Below are 13,139 nucleotides of genomic sequence, written 5' to 3' on the forward strand. Positions count from 1 at the left end.
TTTGCCGTTTTACCGGCACCATCATTGCTGATGGGTCGCTCACTCAAAAAACTGACAGGCCACTACTTTCGTAGCGCCTATTTCATTATTTCTTGTGAACATTTGATATATTTTAAGTATTACGCCAATCCGAAGATTGACGCTGCACTGACATCAAATGTCCACACTTATCGACTGTTAATTGTTAAAGAACTGTATTCGGTACTGCTTTCGCGCTATCGACAAAGCGTTGTGTTTGTCAGCTGCGAAGAAGGAAGAGTATGAAGCAATTTGCTACGTCCGTCAACTCCTTCTTTTTCTCGTCTCACTCAGCATTTGCATGCGTCGTTCAGCGAGGGGGCGAATTATAGCCGTGCCCTGCACTCTCCGCAAGGGCTATTTCCCCGCCCTCACGGCCCAGCAAGCCTTGTCTTCACTTCAAGCGCCTTTTTGTGCAGCCTGTCGCAATCGGCTGGTGTAGTTCGTGGTCTTTAGGCACAGTGGCAACATCAGACTCTGACGCGGCTCAACAAGAGGTTAAACTTGCCCGCTGCGTCGATTAACTCTTGTACTTGAAAGTGCCCCCATGCTTCCGATTTCCAGCCTGCCCCAATTGTTGAAAACCATCCTCGCTTGGTTGCAACGGGCATTCGACGCGACGACGACCTGGGTCACCCAACTGTCCTGGTGGAAATTCTTCCTGTTCGCCGCGCTGGCCCTGATCGCCGGTTCCATTTTGCAAGATGAACTGTTCTCGTCCAGTCAGAACGAAGAAGTGGTCATCAAGTCGCACAAGCGCAGCAGCAAGGGCTCGGGTGAAACCAATATCCTGATCGACGATACGGGCATCCATTTCAATCCCCGCAACAGCAAGAACCGGCGCAGCAGCACGACGGATGCGGCCAGCGAGCCGGCCGATGCCGCCGAGGCGGACGAGCACGCAAACGCCGTGCCGCCGGCGCCGCCGGAACCGCCGGCCGCCCCCGCCAAGCCCAGCTACCCCGTAACGACGAATGCCTCGGGCGAAGAAGTCCATATTGAACTGCCGCCGCAAATCGGTGAAGAATTGTCGAATGCCATCGAAGAAGCCGTCGATGATGCGGCAGAACAAAAAGTGTCGCGCTATCACCAGCAAGCCTCGACCTGGTTCAAGAGCTTTGTGTCCTTGCTGGTATTGGCCCTGTTCGCCATGAAGGCCCTGGTCGGCGGCAAGAAACGCGCGGAAGCGGAAACCGTCACGGCAAACGAGGCAGCCGAGCGCGAATCCATGCAGCGCCAGCTCAGCGAAGCGAAGATGCAGATGATGCAAGCCCAGGTCGAGCCGCATTTCCTGTTCAACACGCTTGCCTCCGTCGAACACCTGATCCAGGTCGACCCGCCGCGCGCGGCCAAGATGCAGCGCAGCCTGATCCAGTATCTGCGCGCCGTGCTGCCGCAAATGCGCGACAACGCCCTGATTACCAACCTGGGCCGTGAAGCGGACATGGTGCAAGCGTACTTGAACCTGCTGAAAATGCGCATGGAAGAACGCCTGACCGTCGACTTCCAGATTCCCGACGGCCTGCGCAGCGCCGCCTTCCCGCCCATGATGCTGCAATCGATGGTGGAAAATGCCATCAAGCACGGCCTGGAAGTCAAACCGGAGGGCGGCACCCTGCGCATCGTGGCCGAAGTGGCGCACAGCAAGCTGCGCGTGACGGTGACCGATGACGGCCTGGGCTTTGGCGTGGTGCCCAGCGATGGCACGGGACTGGGTTTGCCCACCATCCGCGAGCGCCTGAAGCTGTTGCATGGCGACCAGGGCAGCCTGACCATTACGCCAAATCAACCGTCCGGCGTGTGTGCCGTGATCGAAGTGCCATATCAATTGTCCAAATAAGACAGAGTAGTTGATAAAAACGCTAAATCATTGAATAATCAATCTTCGCCTGTTCACACTTGAGACCTATGCCTACCGCTATTATTGCCGACGACGAAAGACTGATGCGCGACCAGCTGCGCCTGCGCCTGGGCCAAGCCTGGCCTGAACTGGAAATCATCGGCGAAGCCAAGAATGGCGACGAAGCGATCGAACTGGTGGAACAACTCAAACCGGATTTTGCCTTCCTCGATATCCGCATGCCGGGAAAGACGGGCATGGAAGCGGCGCAAGTGATCGGCAGCAAGACGCATATCGTCTTCGTCACGGCCTACGATAGCCACGCCGTCGAAGCCTTCGAGCGGGGCGCCGTCGACTACGTGCTCAAGCCGCCCGAGCATGAGCGCTTGCTGGTCACTGTCGAGCGCCTGAAAACGCACTTGAACAAGCCGGCCCTGGACGTCAACAGCAGCGTCACGGCCATGCTGTCGCAACTGGCGGAAAAAATCACGGCCAAGCCCACCTACCTGCAATGGATACAGGCCAGCATCGGCCAGGACTTGCGCATGATCCCCGTGGAAGAGATCCTGTTCTTCCGTTCTGACGAGAAATACACCTGCGTGCAGACCGCCAAGTACGAGGCGCTGATCCGCAAGCCCGTGCGCGACCTGGCCGAAGAGCTCGATCCTTCGCTGTTCTGGCAAATCCACCGCGCCACCCTGGTCAACGTGAATGCCATCGAAGGCGTGACGCGCGACATCCGCGGCCGCCACCTGGTACTCATCAAAGGCAAGTCCGACAAGCTCGAAGTGAGCCGCAGCTTCTTGCACCTGTTCAAACAAATGTAAGTCTCCCGCCGCCCGGCCCAGGCCGGCACGGCGCGCACCCCTCTTCTTTCCCCTTCCTGCGCCACATCAAGCCACGCCGCGCCAACAGGCATAGGCTATATCAAGTCCTGTCCGTCGCTCCTGTCTTGCCTGCCTTCGTTCACGTTCGCAAGGAGAATCCCATGCCTGACCGAGGCAGTTCGACACTGCTGCGCATCCTGCCGCTAGGCATGGCGGCGATGCTTTTGCTGTGCTTGTTTCCTCCACTGAAAGCCCGCCGGCAGCAGCAGGCGCGTGGCCAGGCCATCATAGACAGCGCCAGCGACGCCTTCATCAGCATCGACAGCGGGCAAATCATCCTGCATGCGAACGCGGCGGCAGCCAGATTGTTCGACGACACGCCGGCCGGCATGCGCGGCATGCGCCTGGGCCACTACATCCTGCGCGACTTGCGTACCCTGGGCGGCCTGGGCAAGCACGATGGCGATCCGCCGTTTGGCGACATCAGCCAGGAGCTGCGCCTGACGGGCCGGCGCGCCACCGATTACACGCTGACGGGACGGCGCAGCGATGGCCTCATGTTTCCCCTCGAAGGCTCGCTCTCGGCCATGCAGGAAGACGGCCATAGCGTGTTTACCATCATCGTGCGCGACATCAGCGCGCGCCAGCAGATGCATGAACAGCTGGCCCGCTCCTTTTCGCAACTGCGCGAATTGTCGAGTGCGCTGCAATCCATCCGCGAAGAGGAGCGCAAGCATATCGCGCGTGAATTGCATGATGACCTGGGGCAATTGCTGGCCACCTTACGCGTCGACCTGACCCTGGTGCGCCAGCACACGGACACCACGGAGTCTCTGCAAGCCTTGCTGCACAGCATGGATGGCTTGCTGGTGACGGCCATCACCTCGTTGCGGCGCATCGCCAGCAACCTGCGTCCGCGCGCGCTCGATGAAGGGGGATTGTATTTTGCGCTGCAAAAACTGCGCCACGACTTTCTGCTGCGCCGCGCCATCCATTTCGACTTGCTGGCCGACGAGGCCGATCTCGTGCTCGACGATGCGCGCAGCACGGCCATCTACCGCATCGTGCAGGAAGCGCTGACGAATATCGCACGCCATGCCGAGGCCAGCCACATCACCATCGCCCTGCACCGCATCGATTCCTCGCTGGCCATCACCATCCAGGATGACGGCCGCGGGATTGCCGAACACGACCTGGAAAAAGCCACGGCCCTGGGCTTGCTGGGCATGCGCGAAAGGGTGTGGGGATTGAACGGCAGCATCCATATCGGCGCCGACAGCGAGCTGGGCGGCACGCGCATCGAAATCTCGCTGCCCATGCACGCGGAAGCGGCAGCGGCGGCGATGCAATAAAAAAAGGCGCCCGCAGGCGCCTTTCACTTCGTCACATCGAACGATGCTTAGAATTTGTGTGCCAGGCCGATCTGGTACGAGGTCAGCGACTTCACGCGCTCGCGGCCAGCGTAAGCGTACACGTCGGTGCGCTTCGACAGGTGGTAGTCGTAGCCGACGCCGAATTCCTTGATGGTGTCCTGATCCTTGAACTTGTTGTTACTTTGCTCTTGCTTGCCATACGACACTTTGGCATCGCCGCCGCCAACCGTGTAGTTCAGGCCGATCAGGTAGGACTTGAATTCGCCAGTCGTGGCTACCTTGGTGTCGCCTTTCGAGTAGGCGGCCGTGATCTTGGCCGGGCCGAATTTATAGCCGCCACCGATGGACCACAGGTCAGGCTTGGCGGCCGTTGCCGTTGCTTGCACGGCTTTTTCGTAGCCGGCGTGCAAGCTGATCGGGCCGTTGTCGTAGGTTGCCAGGCCAATCACGCCTGCGTCAGCGCTATTGACTTCGCTCAACACGTATTGCAGGCTGCCCACGAAACCTTCAAAGCTTGGGCTGTTGTAGGTCACGGCATTGTTGACGCGCGACGAACCGACGCCCGAACGCAGCAAGGTTTCATTGTTCTTGCCGACCACGCCGTAGGTGTTGAACGGATCGACGCGGGCGATGGTGCCATCGACCAGATTCTTGGTGCGGCCCAGGATGGCGGTACCAAACGCGCCTTTCAAGCCCACATACGCTTGACGGTCGAACAACACGCCTTTTTGCGCGCCGGTGTCAGCCAGGAATTCACTTTCCAGGTTGAAAATTGCGGACAGGCCGCCACCCAGATCTTCCGTACCCTTGAAACCGAGGCGCGACGCGTTGTTTTCGCGTTGTACCGTCGGCTGGCCAGTGGTCTTGGCAATACCGAGGTCAACCAGGCCGTACACGGTGACGTTCGATTGTGCTTGTGCCGTAGCTGCTGCGAAGGTGCCGATGATCAATGCTGCCAGAGTAATTTTTTTCACTTGAGATTCTCTACATTAGGTTGGACAAGAGTGGTGCTGCTTAGCTGCTGAACCGAATCATGCCCACCAAATACTTCAACAATATGACATCGACAAGATGTTGTTTTTTAGCACAACATCTTGTCAGATAAAAACAACAGGCGAAAAAAAACCGCCCGAGGGCGGCTTGTGTTGCCGTGACTGCCTTACTTCAGGCGGCAGCTCAGCAGCCAGTAGTATTCCAGGCGCTTCATGCGGATTTCGCGGGCCGAGTGGGCAAACTTCTTGCGCAGGTGGCTATCCGACGGGAAATTCTTCAGCACTTCATAGCGCTCGCCCCCCTCCGTCGTGCGGAACTGGTGGGTATTGCCTTCCAGGTCGGTGCGCGCGATCACGGTGCTGCTGCCGTCGACATAGGAATTGTCGATCAGCACCAGCAGAATGTCCTTGCCCAGCTTGCTGCGCAATTGCTTCAGGTATTTGTCCTGGTCTTCGCGCTTCACGTGCGACCACCAGAAACCGGCGAACACGGCCGTGAACTTGCCCAGCAGATCGTCCGGCAGATTGAATGCGTCGAGCTTGGCGAAGGTCACATTGTCGGGCAAGCCGCGTGCCTGGGCCAGCGCCAGCATTTCATCGTTGATATCGGTGGCCAGCACGGACTCGGCCGACTCGGCGACCACTTCCGTCCAGTAGCCGGTGCCGCAAGCCAGTTCCAGCACGGTGTGGCCTTCCAGCACGTCGGCGACCTTGTCGCGCAACACTTCCAGGTCTTCCTGGCGTTCTGGCTTGTCATAGACGCGCTCGTACTGCTGCGCGATGGTGGCGTAATATTTGGCAAGCTGATCGGTAATCATTGTTTCTTCTCTTCTTAAATAATCTTGGCCAGGCACCTCGCCCGGCCGATTTCATGCATTGTTATAGTTCGTAGTGCTCTTTATCACCGCTCATCGCCTGCTCGATGAGCTTGCGGTTCAGGGTCGGCGTCAGCAACTCGATAAAGGTATAGATATAGCTGCGCAAATACGCGCCTTGCTTGACGGCAACGCGCGACACATTCATGCCGAACAGGTGGCCGACAGGGATGGCGCGCAAGCCTTTGTCGCGCTCGGCATCGAAGGCCATACCCGCTATGATACCAATCCCCATGCCCAACTCGACATAAGTCTTGATCACGTCCGCGTCGATGGCCTCCAGCAAGATGTCCGGCTTCAGGCCGCGCAGCACGAAAGCATGGTCGATCTTGTTGCGTCCGGCGAACGCGCTGTCATAGGTAATCAGGGGGAAAGCGGCGATTTCTTCCAGGGTCACGGACTTCGACTTGAGCAGCGGATGGTCGACCGGCACCACCACCACATGTTCCCATTGATAGCATGGCAAGGTGATCAAGCCATCGATGGCGGCGATCGATTCCGTGGCGATGGCCAGGTCGGCCTGATCGCGCTGCACCATTTCGGCGATCTGGCGCGGATTGCCTTGCAGTAACGACAATCTTACCTTCGGGAACTTCAGCATGAAGGCTTGCACCACCTTCGGCAAGGTGTAGCGCGCCTGCGTATGCGTGGTGGCAATGGTAAAGCTGCCGCTGTCCTGCGCCGCGAACTCCTTGCCGATGCGCTTCATGCTGTCGATTTCCTGCATGATCAGCTCGACCGATTCCAGCACCAGGCGGCCCGGCTCCGTCAAGCCGCGGATGCGCTTGCCGTGGCGCGTAAAAATATCCACGCCCAGTTCTTCCTCCAGCTCGATGATGGCTTTCGATACGCCCGGTTGCGACGTAAACAAGGCCTTGGCGGCGTCCGTCAGGTTGTAATTCTGCCGGACCGCTTCGCGCACGAAGCGCAGTTGATGGAGATTCATTGCTGGTTTGCCCTAGATTGCCGTGATTTGCCGAGTTTCCGCCCCACCCATGATTTTGCGTTCATGCATATACGCATATCGCATATAAGCAAATGCGTACTTAGTAGTTTGGATTAAACACCAAGTTTATTACTATTGCGGGTACTTTGGGGGTGAAAGCATGACTTTGTCTTATATAGTCTCAGGATTTGCCGTAGGATTACTCGTAGGAATGACCGGCGTGGGCGGCGGTTCGCTGATGACGCCGCTGCTAACCTTGCTGTTTGGCGTGCCGCCTTCCGTGGCCGTGGGCACCGACCTGGCCTTCGCCTCGATCACCAAGAGCGCCGGCACGCTGACGCACCGCCTGCGCGGCACCATCCGCTGGGATATCGTCAAGCGCCTGTGCATCGGCGCCCTGCCCGCCGCCGTCGTCTCGACCCTGGCGCTGAAATCGTTCGGCACCCTGTCGCCGGAAATCGGCCAGATCATCCGTTACTCGATCGCCGGCTCCGTACTGCTGACCGTCGTGGCGCTGATCTTCAAGGGCCGCATGCTGGCTTGGATCAATGCACACCCCGAGAAACAATTACAAGGCAACAAGCTTGCCGCCGCGACCATTATTTCCGGCGCCGTCCTGGGCGTGCTGGTGACGGTGTCGTCGATCGGCGCCGGCGCCATCGGCGCCACCTTGCTGGTGATGCTGTATCCACGCATGAGCTCGGCCGAAGTGGCCGGCACCGATATCGCCTACGCCGTGCCCCTGACGGCCATCGCCGCCCTCGGTCACTGGTGGCTCGGCTCCATCCACTGGGAATTGCTGGCCTCCTTGCTGGTCGGCTCCCTGCCCGGCATCACGCTCGGTTCCTGGGTCGCCCGCTCCGTGCCGGAAAAGTTTTTAAGAGTGCTGCTGGCGATGACCTTGACCGGCGTGGCAGTGAAGCTAATCTATTAATTGACCGACCATGTGACACGAACAGTATCAAGAACATAATCCCAGGCAATCTTCCAGCACCCCGGCTTTTTTAGGAATTGATATGTACCATTACGATCAGTACGACCACCTCATCATCAAAGAACGCATCGCCCAGTACCGAGACCAGGTTGCGCGCCGTATCGCCAATGAACTGACGGAAGAGGAATTCATTCCGCTGCGCCTGCAAAACGGCCTGTACATGCAGCGCCACGCCTACATGCTGCGCATCGCCGTGCCGTACGGCTTGCTGTCGTCGAAGCAGATGCGCATGTTCGCGCACATCGCGCGCAAGTACGACCGCGGCTATGGCCACTTCACCACGCGCCAGAACATCCAGTTCAACTGGATTGAGCTGGAGCAAACGCCCGATATCCTGACCGACCTGGCATCCGTGGAAATGCACGCGATCCAGACCTCGGGCAACTGTATCCGTAATACAACATCGGACCCGTTCGCCGGCGTCGCGGCCGATGAGATCATCGATCCGCGCCCGTACGCGGAAGTCTTGCGCCAGTGGAGCACCTTCCACCCCGAGTTCATCGCCCTGCCGCGCAAGTTCAAGGTCGCCATCAATGGCGCCGAAGAAGACCGCGCCGCCATCGCCGTGCACGATATCGGCTTGACGGCCGTGCGCAACGAGGCCGGCGAAGTGGGCTTCAAGGTCATGGCCGGTGGCGGCATGGGCCGCACCCCGATCCTGGGCAGTGTCGTGCGCGAGTTCCTGCCGTGGCAACACTTGTTGACGTATATCCAGGCCATCATGCGCGTGTACAACTTGCACGGCCGCCGCGACAACAAATACAAGGCGCGCATCAAGATCCTGTTGAAAGCCATCGGCGTGGAGGAATTCACGCGCCAGGTGGAAGCAGAGTGGGTCGATCTGAAAGATGGCCCGGAAACCTTGAGCGCCGAGGAAATGCAGCGCGTGGCGGACTTCTTCAATCCGCCTGCCTACCTGGCCCTGCCGGAACTCGACTACAAGGCCGAGCACGCGGACAACAAGGCGTATGTGAACTGGCTGGCGCGCAACGTCAAGCCGCACCAGCGCCCCGGCTACGTGGCCGTGGTACTGTCCTTGAAGAAAACCGGCGTGCCGCCGGGCGACGCGACGGCCGAGCAGATCGACTTCGTGGCCGACCTGGCCGACCGCTACAGCTTTGGCGAACTGCGCGTGACGCACGAGCAAAACCTGGTGCTGGCCGACGTGGAGCAATCGAAACTCTTTGCACTGTGGCAAGAAGCCAAGGCGCACGGCCTGGCCACGCCGAACATCGGTTTGCTGACGGACATGATCTGCTGCCCCGGCGGCGACTTTTGCTCGCTGGCCAACGCCAAGTCCTTGCCGATCGCGGCCGCCATCGCGGAACGCTTCGACAGCATCGACTTCCAGCACGACATCGGCGAGATCGAACTGAATATTTCCGGCTGCATCAATGCCTGCGGCCACCACCACGTGGGCAGCATCGGCATCCTCGGCGTCGACAAGGATGGCAGCGAATGGTATCAAGTGTCGATTGGCGGCGCGCAAGGCAACAACGCGGCCATCGGCAAGATCATCGGACCATCGTTCTCTTCCCTGCAGATGCCTGAAGTCATCGGCCGCCTGCTGCACGTCTACGTGCGCGACCGCCATGAAGGCGAGCGCTTCGTCGATACGGCCCAGCGCCTGGGCCTGGCGCCGTTCAAGGAACACGTATATGCAACGCCGATCACCGTCGGCAACCTGGTGGGAGAAGACGAATATGTTTGAAGTACGCGAAGAAATCATCAAGAATGCCGCCGTGGTGCCGAATACCTGGGGCTTGCTGCGCCTCGATGAAAACGACACGCCGGAAACGGTGGTCGTTCCCGCCGGCAAGGTCATCGTGCCCCTGCTCGTTTGGCAAGCCCAGCGCGCAACCCTGGCCGCGCGCCTGCCCGACATCGGCGTGTGGCTGGCCAGCGACGAGCGCCCGGAAGAACTGGCGGCCGACGTGGCGCAACTGCCCGTCATCGGCGTGGATTTCCCGAAATTCACGGATGGCCGCGGCTACTCCATCGCCTTCAACCTGCGCGCCCGCCTGGGTTTCCAAGGGGAATTGCGCGCCATCGGCGACGTGTTGCGCGACCAGCTGTTTTCCATGCACCGCGTCGGTTTCGATGCGTATGCGACGCGTCCGGACCGCAGTATCCATGACGCGCTGAAAGGTTTGTCCGTGTTTTCGGAAACCTACCAGGCGTCGTGGGATCAAAAATCGCCGCTGTTCCGCCGCCACCAGCGCGAAGGCCAGAATCCTGACCTCGACAACGCGGCCGGCATCTGAGGGCCCATCATGAGCGATCTGACTTCTTTGATACACGCCACCGAGCAAACGCTGACACGCATCGCCGCGGATTTTTCGCCGGCCGTGTTCGCGTCCAGCCTGGCAGCCGAAGACATGGTGCTGACCGACATGATTCTCAAGGCGAAGCTGCCCATCGGCATCTTTTCCCTGGAAACAGGCCGGCTGCACCAGGAAACCCTGGCCGTGCTCGACAAGGTCAAGGCCCGCTACGACCACGACATCACCCTGTACCGCCCGCAGCCGGACGCCGTGGCCGCCTACGTGGAACAGAACGGCTTGAACGCGTTCTACAATAGTGTCGAAATGCGCCGCGAATGCTGCCGCATCCGCAAGGTCGAACCGCTGGGCCGCGCCCTGGCCGGCAACAAGGCCTGGGTGACGGGACAACGCCGCGCCCAGTCCACCACGCGCGCCGAATTGCACGTGCAGGAAGAGGACGCCGCGCATGGCATGACGAAATTCAATCCGCTGGCCGACTGGTCGGAAGAAGACGTGTGGGCCTATATCCGCGCCAACGACGTGCCGTACAACGCGCTGCACGACCAGGGCTACCCGTCGATCGGCTGCGAACCGTGCACGCGGGCCGTCCAGCCTGGCGAAGACGTGCGCGCCGGACGCTGGTGGTGGGAAAACCCGGATTCGAAGGAATGCGGCCTGCACATGGTGGACGGCAAATTGATACGCATCAAATCCGTGGCAGCTTGATCAGACACAACAGATACAGCAGAACAAGAAAGCACCCTATATGAGCAATATTTTGAACCAGCGTCACCTCGATAGCCTTGAATCGGAAGCCATCCACATCATGCGCGAAGTGGCGGCCGAATCGGCCAACCCTGCGCTGCTGTTTTCCGGCGGCAAGGATTCCGTCGTCCTGCTGCGTTTGGCCGAGAAAGCCTTCCGCCCAGGCAAGTTCCCGTTTCCCCTCGTGCATATCGACACAGGCCACAACTTCCCGGAAGTCATCACTTTCCGCGACAAGAAGGTGGCGGAACTGGGCGAGCGCCTGATCGTCGGCTCCGTGGAAGACTCGATCAAGCGCGGCACCGTGCGCCTGCGCAACCCGGCCACGGATTCGCGCAATGCGGCGCAAGCCGTAACCTTGCTGGAAACCATCGCCGAACACGGTTTTGACGCCTGCATCGGCGGCGCGCGCCGCGACGAGGAAAAGGCCCGCGCCAAGGAGCGCATCTTTTCCTTCCGCGACGAATTCGGTGCATGGGACCCGAAAGCCCAGCGTCCGGAACTGTGGGACCTGTATAACACCCGCGTGCATCCCGGTGAAAACATGCGCGTCTTCCCCATCTCGAACTGGACCGAACTTGACGTGTGGCAATACATCGCCCGCGAGCAACTGGAATTGCCGCCGATCTATTTCGCGCACGAGCGCCAGGTGATCCCGCGCAACGGTTTATTGGTGCCGCTGACGGATCTGACGCCGCCGCGCGAAGGCGAAACGGTGGAAACGCAGGTCGTGCGCTTCCGCACGGTGGGCGATATCTCGTGCACCTGCCCCGTGTCGTCGGATGCGGCAACGGTCGACGCCATCATCGCCGAAACGGCAATCACGCAAATCACGGAACGGGGCGCCACCCGCATGGATGACCAGACGTCCGAAGCCTCGATGGAAAAACGCAAGAAAGCAGGGTATTTCTAATGAACGCAGCAATCCAGAACACCAATCTCACCGACAGCGTCGAACGCGGCATGTTGCGCTTCATCACGGCCGGTTCCGTCGATGACGGCAAGAGCACCCTGATCGGCCGTTTGCTGTTCGACAGCAAGGGCATCTTCGCCGACCAGCTCGACGCCATGTCGCGCTCCAAGCACAAGCGCACGGTGGGCGACACGGTCGACCTGTCGCTGCTGACGGACGGCCTGGAAGCGGAACGCGAGCAAGGCATCACCATCGACGTGGCTTACCGCTACTTTGCCACGCCGAAACGCAAATTCATCATCGCCGACACGCCCGGCCACGAGCAATACACGCGCAACATGGTCACCGGCGCATCCACGGCCGATGCCGTCATCATCCTGATCGACGTGTCGAAAGTCAAACTGGGTGACGATGGCAGCGTGGAACTGTTGATCCAGACCAAACGCCATTCGACGATCGCCCATTTGCTGCAGATCGAGCACGTGGTCGTTGCCGTCAACAAGATGGACCTGGTCGACTACGATGAAACGGTGTACAACCGCATCGTCGCCGCCTACCGCGAATTCGCCCAGTCGCTGGGTTTGAAAGATATCACACCGATCCCCCTGTCCGCCTTGACGGGCGACAATGTCGTCGAACGCGGCGACAAGCTGGGCTGGTACACGGGCCCGACCCTGATCGAGCTGCTCGAATCGCTGTCCGTCTACGACGAATCGCACGACACGCCGTTCCGCTTCCCCGTGCAACTGGTGGCGCGCCACAATGGCCACGAAGCGAACGACTTCCGCGGCTACATGGGCCGCATCGAGGCGGGCAAGGTCAGCATCGGCGACACCCTCGTGGTGCAGCCATCGGGCCAGACGGCCACCGTCAAGGATATCGTCACCCTGGATGGCTCGCTGCCGACGGCCGTGGTGGGCCAGTCCGTGACCTTGCTGCTCAATGAATACCTGGATATCTCGCGCGGTGACTTGCTGGCAAGCAACGATCGCCCTGCCACCCTGCTGAAACAGGTGGTGGCCGACGTGTGCTGGCTGTCGGAAGACGCGCTGGACCTGCGCAGCAAGTACTGGATCAAGCATGGCACGAAACAGACGGCGGCCAAGGTGACGGCGATCGAATCTATCCTCGACATCAACACGCAGCAGCGCCATCCGGCCGAAGGCTTGAAGCTGAACGACATCGCCCGCATCAGCCTGAACGTGCAGCAGGCGCTGGCGGCCGACGCGTATGCCGATATCCGTGCCACGGGCGCGTTTATCCTGATCGATGAAGTGACCCACCAGACGGTCGCGGCCGGCATGGTTCGGCTCTAACCCCGTATCGTCCAGG

At 59.9% G+C, this 13,139-nt stretch carries 13 protein-coding genes; 10 read left to right on the plus strand and 3 right to left on the minus strand.

The window, feature by feature from the left end:
- From O3301_RS14820 to O3301_RS14835, 4 genes are all read left to right on the plus strand, one after another.
- On the plus strand, positions 1–264 hold a 264-nt coding region (locus O3301_RS14820), incomplete at its 5' end, for a hypothetical protein (protein WP_305056740.1).
- Positions 265–565: 301 nt separating this feature from the next.
- Positions 566–1,858: a sensor histidine kinase gene (locus O3301_RS14825; RefSeq protein WP_289906105.1), complete on the plus strand. Its 1,293-nt coding sequence runs from the start codon at positions 566–568 to the stop codon at positions 1,856–1,858.
- A gap of 68 nt (positions 1,859–1,926) precedes the next feature.
- On the plus strand, positions 1,927–2,685 hold the full coding sequence (locus O3301_RS14830; RefSeq protein WP_034751497.1) for a LytTR family DNA-binding domain-containing protein: 759 nt from the start codon (positions 1,927–1,929) through the stop codon (positions 2,683–2,685).
- Between the two features lie 161 nt (positions 2,686–2,846).
- A complete protein-coding gene (locus O3301_RS14835; RefSeq protein WP_289913543.1) occupies positions 2,847–4,037 on the plus strand; it encodes a PAS domain-containing sensor histidine kinase in 1,191 nt (396 codons plus the stop codon).
- 47 nt (positions 4,038–4,084) lie between these two features.
- Here the strand turns inward: O3301_RS14835 and O3301_RS14840 are convergent, their stop codons facing one another.
- The 3 genes from O3301_RS14840 to O3301_RS14850 form a co-directional block, all read right to left on the minus strand.
- Complete coding sequence (locus O3301_RS14840) at positions 4,085–5,032, minus strand: porin (RefSeq protein WP_046682561.1); 948 nt, start codon at positions 5,030–5,032, stop codon at positions 4,085–4,087.
- Positions 5,033–5,217: 185 nt separating this feature from the next.
- A complete protein-coding gene (locus tag O3301_RS14845; RefSeq protein WP_099665030.1) occupies positions 5,218–5,868 on the minus strand; it encodes a class I SAM-dependent methyltransferase in 651 nt (216 codons plus the stop codon).
- Between the two features lie 61 nt (positions 5,869–5,929).
- Positions 5,930–6,871, minus strand: a complete 942-nt coding sequence (locus tag O3301_RS14850; RefSeq protein ID WP_034751505.1) for a CysB family HTH-type transcriptional regulator — start codon at positions 6,869–6,871, stop codon at positions 5,930–5,932.
- 160 nt (positions 6,872–7,031) lie between these two features.
- On the opposite strand from O3301_RS14850, the gene O3301_RS14855 reads away from it, so the two are divergent.
- The 6 genes from O3301_RS14855 (at position 7,032) to O3301_RS14880 (ending at position 13,123) form a co-directional block, all read left to right on the plus strand.
- The gene (locus tag O3301_RS14855; protein WP_289906107.1) at positions 7,032–7,805 is read left to right on the plus strand and encodes a sulfite exporter TauE/SafE family protein; all 774 of its coding nucleotides are present in this window, start codon (positions 7,032–7,034) and stop codon (positions 7,803–7,805) included.
- Between the two features lie 82 nt (positions 7,806–7,887).
- Positions 7,888–9,576 carry a nitrite/sulfite reductase gene (locus O3301_RS14860; protein ID WP_305056741.1) on the plus strand — a complete coding sequence of 563 codons (1,689 nt, stop codon included), beginning with the start codon at positions 7,888–7,890 and terminating at the stop codon, positions 9,574–9,576.
- Positions 9,569–10,129, plus strand: a complete 561-nt coding sequence (locus O3301_RS14865) for a DUF934 domain-containing protein (RefSeq protein ID WP_099665033.1) — start codon at positions 9,569–9,571, stop codon at positions 10,127–10,129. Before O3301_RS14860 ends, O3301_RS14865 begins: the two co-directional genes overlap by 8 nt.
- A gap of 9 nt (positions 10,130–10,138) precedes the next feature.
- Entirely contained in the window at positions 10,139–10,855 is a 717-nt protein-coding gene (locus tag O3301_RS14870; protein ID WP_289918453.1) for a phosphoadenylyl-sulfate reductase, read from the plus strand.
- A 40-nt stretch (positions 10,856–10,895) separates the two neighbouring features.
- Complete coding sequence (cysD, locus tag O3301_RS14875) at positions 10,896–11,807, plus strand: sulfate adenylyltransferase subunit CysD (RefSeq protein ID WP_034782216.1); 912 nt, start codon at positions 10,896–10,898, stop codon at positions 11,805–11,807.
- Positions 11,807–13,123, plus strand: coding sequence for a sulfate adenylyltransferase subunit 1 (locus tag O3301_RS14880; protein ID WP_305056742.1), 1,317 nt, complete (start codon positions 11,807–11,809; stop codon positions 13,121–13,123). The genes cysD and O3301_RS14880 overlap by 1 nt, the downstream gene beginning before the upstream one ends.
- Positions 13,124–13,139: the final 16 nt, after the last annotated feature.

The organism is Janthinobacterium sp. SUN211 (genome assembly GCF_030587315.1).
Lineage (GTDB): Bacteria > Pseudomonadota > Gammaproteobacteria > Burkholderiales > Burkholderiaceae_D > Janthinobacterium > Janthinobacterium kumbetense.

Bases quoted from the DNA above. Each gene is read 5' to 3' on its own strand.
- O3301_RS14825 (WP_289906105.1), top strand. From the start codon at position 566: ATGCTTCCGATTTCCAGCCTGCCCCAATTGTTGAAAACCATCCTCGCT.
- O3301_RS14830 (WP_034751497.1), top strand. From the start codon at position 1,927: ATGCCTACCGCTATTATTGCCGACGACGAAAGACTGATGCGCGACCAG.
- O3301_RS14835 (WP_289913543.1), top strand. From the start codon at position 2,847: ATGCCTGACCGAGGCAGTTCGACACTGCTGCGCATCCTGCCGCTAGGC.
- O3301_RS14845 (WP_099665030.1), bottom strand. From the start codon at position 5,868: ATGATTACCGATCAGCTTGCCAAATATTACGCCACCATCGCGCAGCAG.
- O3301_RS14850 (WP_034751505.1), bottom strand. From the start codon at position 6,871: ATGAATCTCCATCAACTGCGCTTCGTGCGCGAAGCGGTCCGGCAGAAT.
- O3301_RS14855 (WP_289906107.1), top strand. From the start codon at position 7,032: ATGACTTTGTCTTATATAGTCTCAGGATTTGCCGTAGGATTACTCGTA.
- O3301_RS14860 (WP_305056741.1), top strand. From the start codon at position 7,888: ATGTACCATTACGATCAGTACGACCACCTCATCATCAAAGAACGCATC.
- O3301_RS14865 (WP_099665033.1), top strand. From the start codon at position 9,569: ATGTTTGAAGTACGCGAAGAAATCATCAAGAATGCCGCCGTGGTGCCG.
- O3301_RS14870 (WP_289918453.1), top strand. From the start codon at position 10,139: ATGAGCGATCTGACTTCTTTGATACACGCCACCGAGCAAACGCTGACA.
- cysD (WP_034782216.1), top strand. From the start codon at position 10,896: ATGAGCAATATTTTGAACCAGCGTCACCTCGATAGCCTTGAATCGGAA.
- O3301_RS14880 (WP_305056742.1), top strand. From the start codon at position 11,807: ATGAACGCAGCAATCCAGAACACCAATCTCACCGACAGCGTCGAACGC.